This window comes from Thalassotalea euphylliae, assembly GCF_003390395.1.
GTDB classification, from domain to species: Bacteria; Pseudomonadota; Gammaproteobacteria; order Enterobacterales; family Alteromonadaceae; genus Thalassotalea_F; species Thalassotalea_F euphylliae_C.
This window is the reverse complement of record NZ_QUOV01000001.1, coordinates 4,115,645-4,133,936: the sequence shown is the minus strand read 5'-3', so window position 1 is coordinate 4,133,936 and position 18,292 is coordinate 4,115,645. Positions and strand designations below refer to the sequence as shown.

Below are 18,292 nucleotides of genomic sequence, written 5' to 3'. Positions count from 1 at the left end.
AGCTTTTATCATATGCTTGTCCCCCTGAATTGGTGTTATTTGATACGTTATCGAAAGAAACTATATTGCTGCCAGCAATTGAAACAGCGGTTTTTTTTGCATTGGAAGATGAGCGTTTGTTGACTCTAGAGCAGTTACTGATGTCGTTAGAAAATCATCAAAGGTTTGAACTGGATTCTTTGTCACAATCTCTTGATACACTGGAGCGATTGCAGTTGATTGAGCGTATTGAGTGATTATCAAAGATTTACCAGAGAAAGAGTTAATTTGTCAATTAACAACAGCTGGATTGAGATTCGAAGCAGGATCTTACGCGGTTAAACTTTCGTCTAACATAGTAAGTGTTGCACGAGGTATTAAAAAGCTTTATCGCAATGCCGCCATTGTTGATGGAATGGTTGATTTTAATGTTTCTTTGCAACGATCGTCAGGTATTCGTGGGCTTCTGAAGCCACAAGTTCAATTCAGCTTTAATGGAATAGAGCCTTTTAGTCCATTACCATGCGCCCAAGCCTTCCCGCTATTTGAATGGGGGCTGAATTGGTGTGTGACGAGTCATGATCACCGATATTTGATTATTCATGCCGCTGTCGTCGAAAAAAATGGTAAGGCGTTGATTCTTCCTGGCAGTCCTGGAGCCGGAAAAAGCACATTGTGCGCAGCCTTGGTCGAATTAGGCGGCTGGCGCTTATTATCTGATGAACTCACTATGGTAAATATAAATGATTCATATATTCACCCCAACCCCAGACCAATCAGTCTAAAAAATCAGTCTATTGATTTGATTAAATCTTATATTGGCAATGATCCTTTTTCTTCCGTAGTTAAAGATACTATAAAAGGCTCAGTTGCCCATGTCAGGGCTCCTTCTGAAAGCCTTAAAGCAAAAAGTGAATTGGCGATTCCGTCAATTGTTGTTTACCCAAAGTTTCAACGTAACATTGAAAATAGACTAAACGAACTCTCTAAAGGTGAGAGCTTTATGAGACTAGCTGAGAATTCTTTCAATTATAATGTGTTAGCTAACGATGGATTTTGTGCCTTAGGCAAACTCCACGACCAAGTGGAATGTTTTAGTTTTCATTATGACGGTAATTTAGAGTATGCGATTAGAGTAATGGACTCTTTGGTGGAATGAGTATAAAGATAACTCCTCTGATTAAATTTCTTAGCACTCCCACTGAAGTGGGAGCTTGGCGACCTGAACAGTGGCAACAATTGATTGAGCAAAGCTATTATACGGGCATGCTAGCTCGAGTATATGCCATGCTTATTAAGCGACAATTGTTCTGTCATGTGCCGAATGAAATGAAATGGCACTTTGAGTCAGCAAATAAAGTTTTCATTGCTCATCGCGACGATGCGGTAAGGGAGGTTGAAAAAATTAACAATACGTTAGGTATGGTAGGCATCACACCTGTTTATTTAAAAGGCAGTGCGTATCTGCTGGAAAAGCTCACTTGTAGTGAAGGTAGATTGTTCTCAGATATCGATGTATTTGTTAAAAAGGAAGAGCTCAAAGCGGCAGAAGAAATACTTGGTTGGAATGGTTGGCAAGTCAAGTCACTTGATGAGCATGACCAAAAGTACTACCGAGACTGGATGCATGAGCTACCGCCGATGGTGAACACCAAAACTGGTATGACATTAGACCTTCATCATCATTTATTACCAATTGTTAGCCGAGTTTCATTTAACTCAGATAAGTTATTGGAAATTGACACCGAAAATAAGCATAGCACCAACACATTGTGTAATGAGGATAAAGTACTTCATAGCATAATTCACTTGTTACTTGATGGTGAGTTTAATCATGGCTTTCGTGATATTCATGATATCTATCTGATGCTAATTGAATTTCAACAAAGAGATGATGATTTTCAAATGCGACTTTGTCAGCGTGCTGAAGCGCTGAATGTTAGCTTTCTTCTGTATTATTCTCTTAGGTTGCAACAAGCCTTTTTTTCATTTCAAGTGGATGCATTCGTTATGAAAAATCTAGAGTCAGGGTTGCCATCAAAAACTATTGCTAATCGAATAGTTAACGCATTTACTACCGTGTTGAACCCTGATCTAAAAGTGAGGCAAAACTCTAAATACAAATGGGCGTCACTGTGCTTATTTGTGCGCTCTCATTGGTTAAAGATGCCGATTAATATCTTGCTGCCACACTTAACATATAAAGCATTTGCTGGAGTATTTAAGAAGAAAGATGAGGCAACTATATCATTGTAGTTAGCCTGTAACGTATAGGGATTAATATGAATTGGGTTGCTATTACTGGCTATGGCGCGGCGTCGCTTGCTTATTTAGTCTTTTTCTTTTTACTTATTGTTATTCGAAAGAAGTCACTCATCGCGGTGTTGATTGCCAGCAGCGTACTCTTTACTTTGGTTGCTACCGTCACAGGTTTTGTTCAAGTTTATTATAGTAACTCGCTGAAGCCGGTTTTGCTTGCAGAAAATGTTAAATTATTAAGCTTAATCATATTTTTGTTTGCGGCTCGTGCGAGGTTAACTGCATGGTCACAGTTACTTCAACAGCCTTGGCTGCTCAAGTATGTAGTGAGTCTAATAGTATTATCAGCAGTTACTTGGGTTCTTGCTCATCAAACAGAGCTCGGCAGTAACTCGCTCTTTTTATTATTTCTCGTCTTAAATCTATTTGTCATTGTGCTCTTAGAGCAGCTTTATCGTAACGCCGAATCACGAGAAAAATGGATGCTGTGGCCATTAGTGATTTCGCTTGGCGTAATTACGGTGGTTGATTTTATTATCTTTGCGCAAGCCTCAATGCTCGACCAGCTTGATTTTAATTTTTGGTATGCACGAGGGTATGTTATTGCACTAGGTATGCCATTTTTCTTGGTTAGTGCTCGCCGTATTAAAGACTGGTCTGTTGATGTTTTTGTTTCGCGCGAAGTCGTTTTTTACAGCTCAATGATATTAATCGCCGGTGGCTACTTACTTACGCTGTCATTCGCAGGCTACGCGTTGAAATTGTTTGGTGGTGAATGGGGCAATGTGCTCAGTATCTCTTTTGCGGCACTTGGAATGGCTGTACTGGCAGCCTTGCTGCTAACTGAGAAGCTACGTCGTGAAGTTAAAGTTTTTATTACCAAACATTTTTTTGCCAATAAGTATGACTATCGCATTGAGTGGCTTCGCTCTATTGAGCAAATTGAAGCAAGTGAAAGTGAAGACAGCTATCAAACATCGTTAAAAGTTATTTGTTCATCGATCGATGCACCTGGCGGTTGTTTAATTAAAAAAACTGCGGATCACCACTTTAAAGTAGTCAGTACCATCAATATGGATATGCAAGTTGATGAACAGTTACATGAAAATTTGATGACTATTGCTGATTTTTGCCATCAGTCTGGCTGGATCATCGATGTGCAAGAGTATCTTTTTGTTGAGGATGCGTATCAGGGGTTATCACTTGAGTTAACTGTACTTCGGGAAGCCAATGTTGATTTGATTATTCCTGTAATTCATAACAATGAAATATGGGGATTGTTCATGTTGGCTAGAGGCAAAAATCAAACATTCCTCAATTGGGAAGATCGCGACTTGCTGTTTGCGGTCACTAAGCAGCTAAGCAATTTTATCTCGTTGAATGAAGCGAACAGTAAGCTCGCCGAATCTAAACAGTTTGAAGCTTTTCACCGAATGTCGGCATTCTTGGTACATGATCTTAAGAATATTCAGGGCCAACTAGCTTTGATCAACAGCAATGTTTCGAAACATCGTGATAACCCTGCTTTTGTTGATGATGTATTTGAAACCGTGTTATCAGCCACAGAGCGGCTTAATAAAGTGCTTCAACAACTGCGTAATAAACAACATTCTGAACATAGAAATCAAAATGTTTTGTTGTCGTCTTTGGTCGATAAAGTGCTCGCACAAAGAAATATAAATAAACCTAGTGTTGACGTTCAAATTGATGGAGAATTAAACATCGAAGTAAATGAAGAGCTTAGCCCTGTTTTAAACCACATCGTGCAAAACGCGCAGGAAGCGACAGACGATGAAGGTTGGGTGAAAGTGCAGATCGCTTCTAAAAATAATAAAGTAGAGGTCATTGTTAGCGATAATGGCATAGGTATGAGTGAGTCATTTATCAAGCACCGTTTGTTTAAGCCCTTCGACACAACTAAAGGTAACGCTGGCATGGGTATTGGCGTGTTTGAGGCGAAGCAATTTGTTGAGTCTCAAGGTGGAACAATTTCGGTGACGAGTGAAGAACACAAGGGAAGTACCTTTATATTGAACATACCATGTGCGTGATTGAATAAGGCAAAACAATATTTATGGAAAAATTACTAATAGTTGATGACGATACCGGTATTCAAAAGCAACTAAAATGGAGCTTATCGGATTACGACGTGGTGTTTGCAGAAAATCGTGAGAAAGCGATTGCCGCCGTTCGACGCTTTGAACCTAGCGTAATTACCTTAGACTTAGGACTACCACCAGATCCTGCTAATGCGAGCGAGGGGCTAGCTGCTTTGCAAGAGATTTTGGCAATAGCGCCACATACCAAAATTATCGTGATAACAGGTAACGATAATCATGATGTTGCACTACAAGCTATTGCACTTGGCGCATATGACTTTTATCAAAAGCCTATTGATTCAGATGTGATTAATGTCATTGTTTCTCGTGCGATGTCACTCGCCAATTTGGAGAAAGAAAATCGCACGATGAAGCAATTTGCCGGTGCTGAAACAGGGATTATCGGCAATAGCACCTTGATTGATCGCATGCGAGAAATGATTTTACGGGTTGCACCAACAGAAATCTCTGTCTTGTTATTAGGCGAAAGTGGCACAGGTAAAGAAGTCACCGCAAAGGCTGTGCATAGTGTGAGTGATCGCGCCAAGAAACCTTTTATTGCGATTAACTGTGCATCAATTCCTGAAACCTTATTAGAAAGTGAATTATTCGGCTTTGAAAAAGGAGCGTTTACTGGCGCCCATCGCACCACAAAGGGAAAAATAGAGTGTGCACAGGGTGGTACGTTATTTCTAGATGAAATTGGGGATATGCCATTTAATTTGCAGGCCAAACTATTACGTTTTTTACAGGAAAAAGTAATTGAACGTATTGGCGGGCGGCAGGAAATTCCTGTCGATGTCAGAGTGGTGTGTGCAACCAATCAAAACCTTCAAGAAATGGTTGCTAATAAAGAGTTTCGAGAAGATTTATTTTATCGTATCAGCGAAATCACGATTAATATCCCACCACTACGTGATCGTGAAGAGGATGTTATAATTCTTGCCCAGTTTTTCCTTCAACAATATGCGGCTGAATATAAGCGCAACATCAAAGGGTTTGCCGATGATGCAATACAAGCGCTCAAACAGCATCGCTGGCCAGGAAATATTCGCGAGCTTCAAAACAAGGTCAAATCTTCAGTCATTATGGCGGCAGGCAACCAAGTTAGTGCGATAGATTTAGGGTTATTAAATTCAGGTGACGATAACTATGAGCTGTCGTTAAATTTGCGCACTGTACGAGAACAGGCTGAAACCATTGCAATTCAAAAAGCCTACGCGTTAACTGACGGGAATATGTCTAAAGCATCAGCATTACTGGGCATTACTCGCCCAACCTTATATAGCTTAATTGAAAAATATGGCTTGAACTTGCATGGCTAAGCTTTTTACATTGCTGGCAGGAATAAGGAGTTAAAGTTCTATGAAAATCTACCCTGCAATTATGTGTGGCGGCAGCGGAACCCGTTTGTGGCCATTGTCACGTCGGTTATTGCCTAAACAATTCATAGCGCTAGTCAATCAAACGACTATGCTGCAAGATACTTTAGGGCGACTGCCTAGCAGCTGTCAGCAGCCAATCTTTATCTGTAACGAGGCCCACCGATTTACCGTTGCTGAGCAAATTAATGCTGTAGATAACCAAGGTAGTATTTTATTAGAGCCACAAGGAAAAAATACAGCACCTGCGGTAGCGTTAGCTGCATTTAAAGCAATTGCCGAAGATGACGATGCAGTGTTACTCGTTTTAGCGGCTGATCATGTTATTCATGACCAGCTTGCCTTTCAAAATACTGTTGTGCAGGCACAAGCAGCTGCAGAAGCAGGCAAATTGGTAACATTCGGCATTGTGCCTACCAAGCCCGAAACCGGCTATGGCTATATTAAACATGGCGTGCTAGATCAGGGAATTGCTGATGTTGATACCTTTGTTGAAAAGCCCAATCTAGCTACTGCTCAAGCCTATTTAGCTAGTGGTCAGTATCTGTGGAATAGCGGCATGTTTATGTTCAAAGCAAGTCGCTATTTGGCAGAATTGAATAAATATCGACCGAATATTTATCAAGCCTGCCAAGCGGCAATGTCTGATTGTGTCACGGATTTAGACTTTATTCGTCCAAATAAAGCGGCGTTTAAACAATGTCCTGATGAGTCTATTGATTATGCTGTAATGGAGCATACCGAACAAGCTGTGGTCGTGCCGCTAGATGCAGGTTGGAGCGATGTGGGCTCTTACAGTGCACTTTGGGAAGTTAGTGAGCAAGATCAAGATGGTAATGTTTGCAAAGGTGACGTGCTGACACACGAAACTTCCAACAGTTATTTGCATAGCGACAATAAGCTGATAGCAACTGTTGGTATCGACAATTTAGTTGTGATTGATACCTCAGATGCGGTGCTAGTGGCTGAGAAGTCTCAGGTTCAACAAGTAAAGCATATTGTTAATGAACTCAAACTGAAGCAACGCAGTGAGGTTGATCATCACCGTCAGGTCTATCGACCTTGGGGTAGTTATGACTCAATCGACAACGGTTCACGCTTTCAGGTGAAACGAATTGTCGTCAAACCTGGCGCTAAGTTGTCTGTACAAATGCATCATCATCGCGCAGAGCATTGGATTGTCGTTTCTGGCACGGCAAAGGTGACAATTAATGACGACACCTTTTTGATGACTGAGAATGAATCAACTTATATTCCTGTAGGCGCTGTTCATGCCTTGGAAAACCCAGGCAAGTTGCCTTTAGAGATGATTGAAGTGCAATCGGGAAGCTATTTGGGAGAGGACGATATAGTGCGCTTGGAAGATCGATATGGCCGTGAACAGGAGCAAAACTAGTGTCAGTACTGACCTGTTTTAAAGCATATGATATTCGCGGCAAACTCGGCGATGAACTCAATGAAGATGTTGCTTACCGTGTTGGGCGAGCGTTTGCACAACACTTAGCTGCCCACTCGGTTGTTATCGGGGGCGACGTTCGCCTGAGTACAGAATCGCTTAAGGCAGCGCTTGCAGAAGGGTTAATGGATGGCGGGGCTGATGTCATTGATATAGGCCTGTGCGGGACAGAACATATTTATTTTGCGACTTCTCACCTAAACTGCGATGGTGGCATATGCGTGACAGCGAGCCATAACCCAATTGATTACAACGGTATGAAGCTAGTACGTAGTGAAAGTAAGCCAATAAGCGGCGATTCTGGACTGTTTGATATTAAAGAGCTAGCTGAAGCCAATAAATTTGAAAAGCCTGAACGCCGTGGCACTAAACGCGACTTGAACATTGAGGCAGCGTTTACTGAGCACCTAATGACCTATATTGATTCAGGGCAGCTTTCTTCTTTGAAAATCGTCGTTAATGCAGGCAATGGCGCTGCAGGACCAACGTTAGATTTTATTGAACAGTATTTTCGCACTCACCAAATACCAATCGAATTTATCAAAGTTCATCACCAACCAGATGGTACTTTCCCTAATGGCATTCCTAATCCATTGCTGCCCGAGAATCGAGATTCAACTCAACAAGCAGTGATTGAGCATCAAGCCGATTTTGGTATCGCTTGGGATGGAGATTTTGATCGGTGTTTTCTGTTTGACGAGCACGGGCAATTTATTGAAGGTTATTACATCGTGGGTTTGCTGGCAGAGAACTTTCTTGCCAAGAATGCTCAAGAGGCTGTAATACACGATCCTAGGTTGACTTGGAATACGATTGATATTGTCAGTAATGCTGGTGGCCACCCCATTCAAAGTAAAACAGGCCATGCCTTTATCAAAGAACGTATGCGCAAGGAAAACGCTGTCTATGGCGGTGAAATGAGCGCTCATCATTATTTTCGAGATTTTTTCTATTGCGATAGTGGCATGATTCCTTGGCTCTTGATTGCTGAGTTAGTCTGTGTCAAAGATAAAAGGCTATCTGAGTTAGTTGGCGAACGAATTGCGATGTTCCCTTCTTCTGGTGAGATTAACAATCGGGTAAAAGACGCTCCTCAAGCCATTAACCGAGTGAAAGCGTTTTATCAGCCAATGGCTATAGACTTTGACGAAACTGATGGCATCAGCATGGTATTTTCTAATTGGCGTTTTAATCTTCGCAGCAGTAATACCGAGCCCGTTGTGCGCTTAAATGTTGAGTCTAAAGGCGAGATTGGGCTGATGAAAGAAAAAACACAAGAAGTGTTAGGGATATTGCTCAAAGACTGATGATTAATTTTAGCAGTAGCTATACAATTAGCTCCTATTTGCTTGTCAAACTTGTTCAAAGGAAAAATAGATGAAAATTGGGATTATTGTCGGCACGCGCCCAGAAATAATCAAGATGGCGCCTGTAATTCGTGAGTGCCAAAAGCGATCTATCCCCTACTTTATTATTCACTCTAATCAGCACTATTCACAGGAAATGGATAGTATTTTCTTTGATGAATTAGAGTTACCAGCTCCCAACTATAATCTGGGTGTCGGCTCTGGGCTGCATAGTAACCAAACGGGTAATATTTTGATCGAAATGGAGCCTATTTTGGTTGAAGAGAAACCAGATATAGTGCTTGTTCAAGGGGACACGAATACGGTTCTTGCCGGTGCACTTGCTGCGTCAAAGCTTAATATCAAAGTAGGTCATATTGAAGCGGGCTTGAGAAGCTATGATCGTATGATGCCAGAAGAAACAAATCGCATTCTTACCGATCATATGAGTGAGTTCTTATTTGCTGTAGGGCCAAATCAAGAACAAATCCTTGATAAAGAGGGTATCTCAGCAGACAAGATTCACACGGTTGGCAATACCGTTTCTGACTCGCTATTTCAGCACCTAGAAATTGCCGCAGATAAAAGCCAAATCCTTGATGAGTTGCAACTTAACAAAAAAGCCTACTTTCTAGTGACGGCACATCGAGCGTCTAATGTTGATATTCCGGCTCACTTAAAAGAACTGCTGGTTTTATTTGAACGCTTACATGAGAAGTATGAGCAACCAATCGTGTGGCCAATTCATCCTCGTACTCAAGCGAAACTAACAGAATTTGGCATAACGATTCCTAGCTATCTTAAGTTAAGCCCACCAATTGGCTATCTCGATTTTATTCAACTTCAGAAAAATGCTGAGCTTATTTTGACTGACTCAGGCGGTATTCAAGAAGAGGCATGTTTGCTGGGTGTTCCTTGTATTACGCTAAGAGAAAATACAGAACGTCCTGAATCGATAGAAGTTGGCGCTAATGTTTTAGTTGGCCGTGATGCTGATAAAGCGCTTGCTGCGGCAGATAAGTGGTTAAATACTGAGGGTAGTATTAGCTGGGAAAACCCATTTGGTGACGGCCATGTTGCTAAACGCATTATTGATATTTGCTTAGGAGAGAAGGCAATAGCAAGTAACGAACAAGCAGAAATTGTTCGCAATGGAGAGTCGATAACCGTCGTTGGCATGGGGTATATGGGCTTACCTATTGCTTGTTTGCTTGCGCAGGCGGGTTATCAAGTGACAGGTGTGGATCTAAATGAAGAAAAAGTGGCTGCTATTAATAGTGCAACTTGCCCATTTGATGAAGTTGGTTTACCTGAATTATTAGATAAAGTTGTTAGCCAAGGTTTGTTAAAGGCGTCAACCCAAGTAGTGAACAGTGATACATATTTAGTTGCTGTTCCTACTCCACATAAGGAAAATGCGTGCGACCGTTCATATGTATTTAGTGCTGTTGATGCAATTGCGAAAGTAGCAAGCAATGGTCAAACGGTTATTATCGAATCGACGATCTCGCCGCAAACCAGTTTGGCCGCGGCAGATAGGTTTAAATCTGCTGGTTTATCGGTTGATCTTGTTCACTGTCCAGAACGTGCAATACCTGGGCAAACACTGCATGAATTGGTCAATAATGATCGCATTATTGGCGCGACTAGCAGCCAAGCTCAACAAAAAGTTAAGGGCATTTATCAAAGCTTTGTCAAAGGTGAAGTCTTTTTAACCGATTTGACTACGGCAGAGTGTGTGAAATTGGTTGAAAACACCTCACGAGATGTCGGTATCGCCTTTGCGAACGAGTTGGCTGAGATATGTCAGGAGTTAAACGTCGATGTTTACGAAGTTATCAAACTAGCGAACCGTCACCCAAGGGTAAATGTGCTGAATCCTGGCCCAGGTGTTGGTGGTCATTGTATTCCAATTGACCCTTGGTTCTTGGTAGAAAACACGAAATCTGGTGAGCTAGTACGCAAAGCTCGAGCTATCAACGACGAAAGGCCTGCGTTAGTCGCTCAGCAAGCTATCGCAAAACTCCAACCTGGTCAGACTAAGATAGGTATACTTGGTGTTGCATATAAGGCAGACGTTGATGATTGTCGTGAAACACCCGCGGAACCTATTCTGCATTACTTCAATCAAGCAAGTATAGAAGTGAAATATCATGACCCTTATGTACCAGAATGGCTATGTGAGCGTGAAACAGAACTTTCACAACTCGATAGTTGGGCAGATGTATTAATTCTTGTGACAGATCATTCTGACTACCGAGAGTTGCAAGTTGACTCGTATTTAATCAATACTAGATCTTAATGACATAAAATTTTAAGAAGCTCATCACATGATGAGCTTTTTTGTATAAGAGAGTACATGGAAATAAATAATAATGAATAAACGTACAATTATTGCCTTAGCCGTTGCTGGGGTATTAGCAGCAGGTTGCAGCGAACAGGAGAATGCGGCTAGCTACCTTGAACAAGCTAAAGCTGCCAAGCAAAACCTGCAACCGAGTAACGCAATAATTGCTTTAAAGAATGCGATTAAACTTGAGCCTAATAATGGCGAGGCGCGTTTTCTTCTTGGCCAACTTTATTTGAGTCAGGGCAACGCAATCAACGCGACCAAAGAACTTGAACGTGCACAAAAGGCCAAATATGACGCCAATTTAGTTAGCCCCCTCATCGCGAGAAGCTATTATTTAGTTGAAGATTTTGAAGCGGTTTCAGCATTATCTCAGTCGTCACTGACCCCTGACGCTTTATTAACCACCCATTTTTATAAATTACTAACCTTTATTCGACAGGGTAACTTAGAGCAAGCAACTTCAGTCCAGCAAGAAATGCAGCAGGCCAATGAAGCACATGGCTACACCGCTCTGGCCAATGCATTTATCCATTACGAACAGCAAGACTTGGCGCAAGCAGAGCAAGAAGCGTTAGGGGCATTATCAAAAGTACCAGGTCAGCCAGAGGCCATCTTACTGCTTGGTAACATTGCTGCAGCTAACGAAAATTACGTACTCGCGAGTGAGAACTTTCTTAAATATTTAGAACTTCAGCCTCACCAGCGAGTAGTAGAGTTACTTGTTGCCAATGCATTTTTAAAGGCTGAAAAGTTTGAGCAAGCTGAGAAGTACGCAGATCGCATGTTAAAAGCGTTACCTAACCAACCACTGGCAAATTATGTTAAAGCTATGGTTAGAGTACAAGATCAAGACTACGAATTAGCGCTGCAACATGCTGAAAAGGCAATTAATAACAATTTAAACCAAGCTAATTTAAGACTAGTAGCAGGTGTTAGTGCTTTTTATCTAAGTAAATATGAACAAGTGATGCTTTACATCAAGCCGTTAGTTAAATACCTGCCTGAAGATCATTTTGCGCGGAAAATGCTGGTAGTGAGTCAAGTTGAACTCGGTATCATTGAAGATGTTGCGACAACGCTTGGCAGTGTTGATGAAAACGCAGTAACTGGGGCAGATTTTTATTCAGCGTTAAGCTTTAAATTGCTGCAAGCGGGCGCGCAACAAGAAGCTAAAGCAATTATTGAAGCGGTCAATATTGACGAGAACTCGCCCCAGCAGCTACTCAAAGATGGCATGCTAAAGCTAATGGTGAATGATGAAAAAGCCCTTGTATCATTAGAGCGTGCCGTTGAGCTTGACCCAGAGTTGATAAAAGCAGAATTAGCTATCGCCTATATGGCGTTAAATGCTGGTGACTTCGCTAAAGCGGAGAGCATCGCTAATAAATGGCAAAAAGTTTACCCTGACAAACCGGACGGGTTAAACCTATCCGCAGCCATCGCTTTAAAACAGGGCAAGGGTAAAGTGGGTAAAGCGCTCTTAGAGCAGGCAATAACCGTAGAGCCCAACGTTTATGCCTTGTTGCAATTAGCTCAACTTTCGTTAATCGAAGACAATCAAGCAAAAGCACTGGAGTTGCTGCAACAAGCAAATACTATTTCTCCTGATAACATTAGAGTTTTACGTTCACTTCTTCAGCTAGACCATACTGATGCTACGCTTAATGAAATAAAAGCAAAGATAAACCAAAGTGTTGAGAACACTAACTTGATTCTTGTCTATGCAGAAGCGCTATATAGAAAAGAACAGATTGAAGTCGCGTTGACCCAGCTAAACACAATTACACCCAATATCCAGACGCCCAAGTTTTATTGGCAGTTAAAAGTTGCTGGATATCGTTACAGCCAAAACAGCAGTTTAGTAAAAACAACGTTAAATGAATGGCGAAAGGTCAATCCATATCACATAGAACCTTATATTTATTTAGCCGAAGTGTATGTGTTGGAAAAAGACTTTGACGGTGCTCTTCGTACAATCGAAAGTGGGCTGATAAAACAGCCAGAAAGTTTACCTTTAAAGTTAATTAAGACAGAAGTGTTAATTAATGCGCGTAAGGCTAGGGATGCTCGCGAATTACTTGCTGAGCTAGAAGAGGATATTGCTAATCGTCAAATTAGACATGGTTTATACGGTCGACTAGCGCTACTCGAGCGTGATTTTACAACCGCTGAATCGCATTTATCTCAATTTTATAAAGTTCAACCAAGTGCTAGAAATGCGTTATTGCTAGCTGGTGCTCATACTGGAGCGAAGCAAAAGCCACAGGCAATTGCTATATTAGAATCTTACTTGGCTGAAAATGCTTACGATTCGCGGGTTGGCTCATTGCTTGGTAGCTTAATGTTAGAGTCAGGTCTATCGACAGATGCGTTAAGCGTTTACCAGCAAATGGCAGACAAAGAACCGGGTAATGTCATTGCTCTTAACAATACTGCGTGGCTTTTTATGGAACAAGGGCAGCTAGAGAAAGCACTTACGTATGCTGAAAAAGCGGTTGCTCTTGCACCTGAAGTGGCAAGTGTTATTGATACTTACGCTCAAGTCTTGCTTAGATTAGGGGAAAGCGACGAAGCACTTGCTAATTCGAGCTTAGCTTACAAAAGCTCTAAAGGTAAAGATGTAGATATAAAGCTAAATTATATAGAGGCATTGATTATAAATGAGCGAATCCCAAGAGCTATTCAGCTATTAGAGGAAACAAATGTTGAAACAGCAGAGCAAAGTCAAAAAAAATCACGAATTGAATCTATGATTAAATAATTTCTATAGGTTTATCTGCGAGGATATATGGTTTCAGACAAGAAAGTAGCAAATCAACCTGTCTCAGGTAATGCAGAATCTTTTTGGCAATCTATTCAAGAGTTCTGCCAAATAAACGAATGCTCTGCCTCATGCCAGCAGGATGATGTTGCTAATTATGGCGATGTTACTACGGGTTATACGTCAGAAATTCTAGGAATTTTTTGGCCAACGACCACTAAGCATGTTCAGTTTATAGTTCGCGTAGCTAATGAATATGGAATACCTTTGTACCCTATAAGCGCTGGAAAAAACTGGGGTTACTCTGATGCTATGCCATCCAAGTCACACATGGTTTTGATTGATTTATCAAAAATGAACAAAATCGTTGAAGTAGATGAGGAGAACAAGCTAGCGATAATTGAACCAGGGGTCACCCAACGTCAATTAAGTGATAGACTCAAAAATACGAGTTTATTTATGGATTGTACTGGGGCTCCAGAATTTACCAGTATCGTTGGCAATATTTTAGAGCGAGGATTTGGCCACACTTTGACCGGAAACAGGCAGTTTAACTCATGCTCTTTCGAAGTCGTCCTCGGTAATGGTGAGATATTGCGAACTGGCCATTTAGCATATGAAAACTCAGGCCCGCATGGCGTCAGAAATTGTCATACAAAACCAACTACAGGGCCAATTGTTGATGGATTATTCTCTCAATCAAACTTCGGTATTGTGACAAAGCTTTGCTTTTGGCTGATGCCAAGACCTGAGTCAATACTTCCATATATTGTTATATTTAATAGCCATGAAGACTTTCTAAATGCTATAGAGCCTCTCTCTGCCTTAAAGCAGGCTGGCGTTGCCCGCAGTGTTATGCATGTTGGCAATGATATGAGAGCAATCTCGTCAAGTATTGCTTATAACCTAATTCAACCAAACACCGACGAACTATTAACTAGAAATCAAATTAGCGAATCGTTAGCCAACTTAGGAATAGGCCCATGGGCTATGTCTGGGGCACTATACGGTAGCAAGAAAATGGTGAGTGCATACAAGAGTGAGTTAAAACGCGCACTTAACGGCGCCTGTCATTGTAAAATTCACTTTTTGCCAGAAAGCTTGGTTAAAAACGCAATGTTCGTTGCTAATGGGTTACTTCCTATTTTTAGTAGCCTGAACAAGCTTTTACCATTGCAGTTTGTCGTCAACGAGCTTGCTAAGCTTAAAGCTAATTTAATCTCAGCAAGTGCGTTAATTGATATGCACTCAGGAACCCCAACCAATTACTTTTTGAAAGGGTGCTATCACAAGCACAGTAGTGGTTTTCCCACTGATTTTGGGCCGTCTATTGATATCGCAAAAGATGGCTGTGGTCTTATTTGGATGTCACCGACAGCCCCCACGTCTAAGCGACATATAAGTGAAGTTCTTGAATTACTGAGAGATGCATATGAATCTGAAGGATTTCATTTATATGCAACCCTGAGTTTTATCGATGACCGATCCACCGCGATTATCTGTAACCCTGTGTTTGATGTTACCAATGAAGAGGAAACTCGAAGAGCAATAGAATGCAGTAAAGCGGCAATGGTGCGGTGCATTAGGAATGGCTTTCCACCTTACCGGGTTGCCAATGTGCATTGGAAGGCTTGGCACGACGAGCTTAGTCAACAACACAAGAATGTATTAACTGCACTGAAGCAGGTGTTTGACCCAAATGGTGTCATAGCAAATGGCCGTTATGGTATAGAACTAGATTAATCAAAATTTGCGTTTAAAAGGAAGAAAACAATGGATATTAAGGTATCTTGTAAGGTTTTGTTGCCATTTATAGTGGCTTTAGCGCTACAAAGCTGCAGCGATATTGGAAAAACTGCGGATGAGCATTATCAGCAAGCCTTTGTTTATTATAATCAGAATGATAGAGAAAGTGCGGTTGTTGAGTTAAAAAATTCATTAAAAAAAAATACGAGACATATTGAATCTAGAAAACTACTTGGGGCTATTTACTTAGAAAATGCCGACTTTGAGCTTGCTGAAAAAGAACTAGAGCGAGCAATCGCATTATCTCCAAAAGACCCTGAAATAGAGATACTATATGCTAAAGCCTTAATCGAGTTAAGAAATATTAGTGAATTTGAGAAATTGTTGCAGGATGTTGAAGGGTGGACTCTTGATGACCAAGCAACAGCAGTTTCATTGAAAATTGAAGTGTTCTTGCAAAAAGGTGAATTAGCAGAAGCCGAGTTGCTGTTGGATATGGCTTCAACCTTGCCAGAGAATTCAGCACTATTATATGCAAATGCGTTAGTTCTTAGTAGCCGACAACAATTTGCAGTAGCAAATGATTACTTAACCGAAGCACTTAATAAGAAGCCGAGTTTTATTAAGGCAATAGTTTTAAAAGCAGATATTGCAGCATTTGAAGGTAAAGCTGATAAAGCGCTGTCTTTGTATCAAGAAGCATCGTTGTTGCAACCAAATAGCAACCTGTTGAAAATGAACGTAGTTCGTATCTTAGTGGCTAAAGAACAACTAGATGAAGCTAAGAATTTGGTTGGTCAAATATTAAATAGAGCACCAGATTACCCTGAAGCCAATTACTATGGTGCGTTACTAGCATTAAAAGAGAAAGATTATACAAAAGCTTATAACTTGAGTGATAAAGCGTTGTCATATGTCCCGGAACATATGCCGAGCAACTATGTCAAGGCATCCGCTGCATACTCTTTATCTCGATATGAGCAGGCACTAAGAAGCATTACAAAAGTTTATTCAAATAACCCTATGCATATTCCCTCGGCAAAATTGATGGCTGCAACTCAATTGAAATTGGGAATGCATGAAAAAGCAATCCAAGTCCTGTCAAAGCTTGGGGAAGATAATTTTGATGTGGATGATATTGATTTACTCTATGCCGCTAGTAACGCAGCATTTAAGGAAGGTTTTACGGATAGTAGAAAACTGTTTCTAAATAATGTGCGAGAGTTGATGCCTGATGCGATTGAGCCAGATTTAGACATAACGCTTGCATACCTAAGTGATAAAGACATTAAGGGAAGTTTAGAAAGTGCTCAACAGGCAATAAAGAAGAACCCTAAATCTGTAAGCGCCCGTTTACTATTGATTTCAATATACATGTCAGACAGAAACTATGAAGTTGCTCAACAAGAGATTGACGGGTTTCTTCAAGACTTTCCCGAAGATACAAATGGTCAAGTCCTTCAGTCTGTGCTTTGGATAGAAAACGGTCAATACGAAAAAGCGGAAGTGTTACTGAAAAAGGTATTAGCCAAGCAACCAAGCGATGTTAACGCGAGTCACAACCTTGCTGTCATATACTTACGACAGCAAGACTTTGAAAAAGCAAAGGCTGTATACCTAGCCTCATTGCAGCATAACGCTAAGCACATTCGCACATTGAGACAACTGTATTCAATCGATTTAACTTTAGATTATGAAAATGCATTTGAGTGGCTTCGGCTAGCGATTGAAAGCGGGGATACGAGTTTATCTGCCGCTCTCGCTGCTGCTGAATATTTGTATCTTGCGGAGGAATATACAAAGTCAGCAGAATATATATCACCATTTCGTAAAGAAGCTAACAATAACTATCGAGTGGCAATATTGTTTGCACAGTTAGCAAGAACGGACAAACAACTAGAAGAGTCAGTTGACTACTTGAGCCAAGCAATAAATATAAACTCAGAAGTATTTTTTCCTTACTATTGGCGTGCTTTAAGTTTGGAGCAACTAGGCCAGTTTCAAAGTGCACTCAGTGACTTAAACAGAGTACTTTTACTAGAGCCAAGTTATGTAGCAGGGTATGAGCGAAAAATTGCATTACTACTGATGTTAGGTAAACAAGTTGAAGCCAAACAAACAATAGATCAACTAACACTAGTGGCACCAGAACAAACATCAACTCGTATGTTGTACGCAACCTGGCTGGCTCGAAACAAACAATACGATCTTGCTATCGATATTTTTCAAGACCAGTTAAAAAAGCAAAAAAATAATCAGTACCACAGAGAGCTCAATAATGTATTGCTTGAAGTAGGCAGAGAAGAAGAAGCTATCAACAATATGAAAGAGTGGCTTAAGGAGCATCCAAAAGATTTGCTAACATTAAAAGTTTTAGTGAATGCATATTTTAAAGCCGGTCGTAACAGTGAGGCGATTCCTAGCTTAAGAAAAATAATTGAAATTTCTCCAAAAGACGTTCTTGCACTAAATAATTTGAGCTATTTACTGCTTCAAAACGATGAGGCTGAAGAGGCGTTAACTCATATTGAAAGTGCTATGACTCTTGAGCCACAAAATCCGTTTTTAATTCACACTCACTCTCAAATATTGATGGCTACAGGTAAAATTGAGCAAGCCTTAAAGCAAATTTTAAAGGCTGATGCTATTACCCCATTAAACATTGCCATATTGTATACCAAAGCACTGATTCAAATTGAAAGCCAAAACCAGCAAGACGCTATCGTTTCATTAGAGTCAATAATGGCCCAAAGGCCCAAATCTGAAAAGGATCTTTTAATTATTAAAAAGTCTACAGAGAAACTACGCGAATTAAAGAGCTAGTCGCTGTCAATTTGCTTTACAAACCTTAAAGGTTGTAGCAAATAAACCACATCAATTGTTTTTAGTGCATTGCTTTTAAAGGTTTTTT

Annotated in this window: 11 protein-coding genes; all 11 read left to right on the top strand. The window is 40.7% G+C overall.

The genetic code is table 11. The features are described from left to right. The first annotated feature begins 65 nt into the window (after positions 1–65). The gene (locus DXX92_RS19120; protein WP_181901782.1) at positions 66–236 is read left to right on the top strand and encodes a hypothetical protein; all 171 of its coding nucleotides are present in this window, start codon (positions 66–68) and stop codon (positions 234–236) included. Then, a complete protein-coding gene (locus DXX92_RS18080; RefSeq protein WP_220347673.1) occupies positions 233–1,138 on the top strand; it encodes an HprK-related kinase A in 906 nt (301 codons plus the stop codon). The genes DXX92_RS19120 and DXX92_RS18080 overlap by 4 nt, the downstream gene beginning before the upstream one ends. Further along, positions 1,135–2,235 carry a nucleotidyltransferase domain-containing protein gene (locus DXX92_RS18075; RefSeq protein WP_116002065.1) on the top strand — a complete coding sequence of 367 codons (1,101 nt, stop codon included), beginning with the start codon at positions 1,135–1,137 and terminating at the stop codon, positions 2,233–2,235. Before DXX92_RS18080 ends, DXX92_RS18075 begins: the two co-directional genes overlap by 4 nt. A 26-nt stretch (positions 2,236–2,261) precedes the next feature. Further along, positions 2,262–4,289 carry an XrtA/PEP-CTERM system histidine kinase PrsK gene (prsK, locus tag DXX92_RS18070; protein ID WP_116002064.1) on the top strand — a complete coding sequence of 676 codons (2,028 nt, stop codon included), beginning with the start codon at positions 2,262–2,264 and terminating at the stop codon, positions 4,287–4,289. A 23-nt stretch (positions 4,290–4,312) separates the two neighbouring features. Next, positions 4,313–5,662, top strand: a complete 1,350-nt coding sequence (gene prsR, locus DXX92_RS18065) for a PEP-CTERM-box response regulator transcription factor (protein ID WP_116002063.1) — start codon at positions 4,313–4,315, stop codon at positions 5,660–5,662. 40 nt (positions 5,663–5,702) lie between these two features. Further along, the gene (locus DXX92_RS18060; RefSeq protein WP_116002062.1) at positions 5,703–7,115 is read left to right on the top strand and encodes a mannose-1-phosphate guanylyltransferase/mannose-6-phosphate isomerase; all 1,413 of its coding nucleotides are present in this window, start codon (positions 5,703–5,705) and stop codon (positions 7,113–7,115) included. Next, complete coding sequence (locus DXX92_RS18055) at positions 7,115–8,482, top strand: phosphomannomutase CpsG (RefSeq protein WP_116002061.1); 1,368 nt, start codon at positions 7,115–7,117, stop codon at positions 8,480–8,482. Before DXX92_RS18060 ends, DXX92_RS18055 begins: the two co-directional genes overlap by 1 nt. Before the next feature lie 70 nt (positions 8,483–8,552). After that, a complete protein-coding gene (wecB, locus tag DXX92_RS18050; protein ID WP_116002060.1) occupies positions 8,553–10,823 on the top strand; it encodes a non-hydrolyzing UDP-N-acetylglucosamine 2-epimerase in 2,271 nt (756 codons plus the stop codon). Between the two features lie 73 nt (positions 10,824–10,896). After that, entirely contained in the window at positions 10,897–13,635 is a 2,739-nt protein-coding gene (gene prsT / locus DXX92_RS18045; protein WP_116002059.1) for an XrtA/PEP-CTERM system TPR-repeat protein PrsT, read from the top strand. Between the two features lie 27 nt (positions 13,636–13,662). Next, entirely contained in the window at positions 13,663–15,378 is a 1,716-nt protein-coding gene (locus DXX92_RS18040; protein ID WP_116002058.1) for an FAD-binding oxidoreductase, read from the top strand. Positions 15,379–15,408: 30 nt separating this feature from the next. Continuing rightward, on the top strand, positions 15,409–18,204 hold the full coding sequence (gene prsT, locus DXX92_RS18035; RefSeq protein WP_116002057.1) for an XrtA/PEP-CTERM system TPR-repeat protein PrsT: 2,796 nt from the start codon (positions 15,409–15,411) through the stop codon (positions 18,202–18,204). The last annotated feature ends 88 nt before the right edge of the window (positions 18,205–18,292 follow it).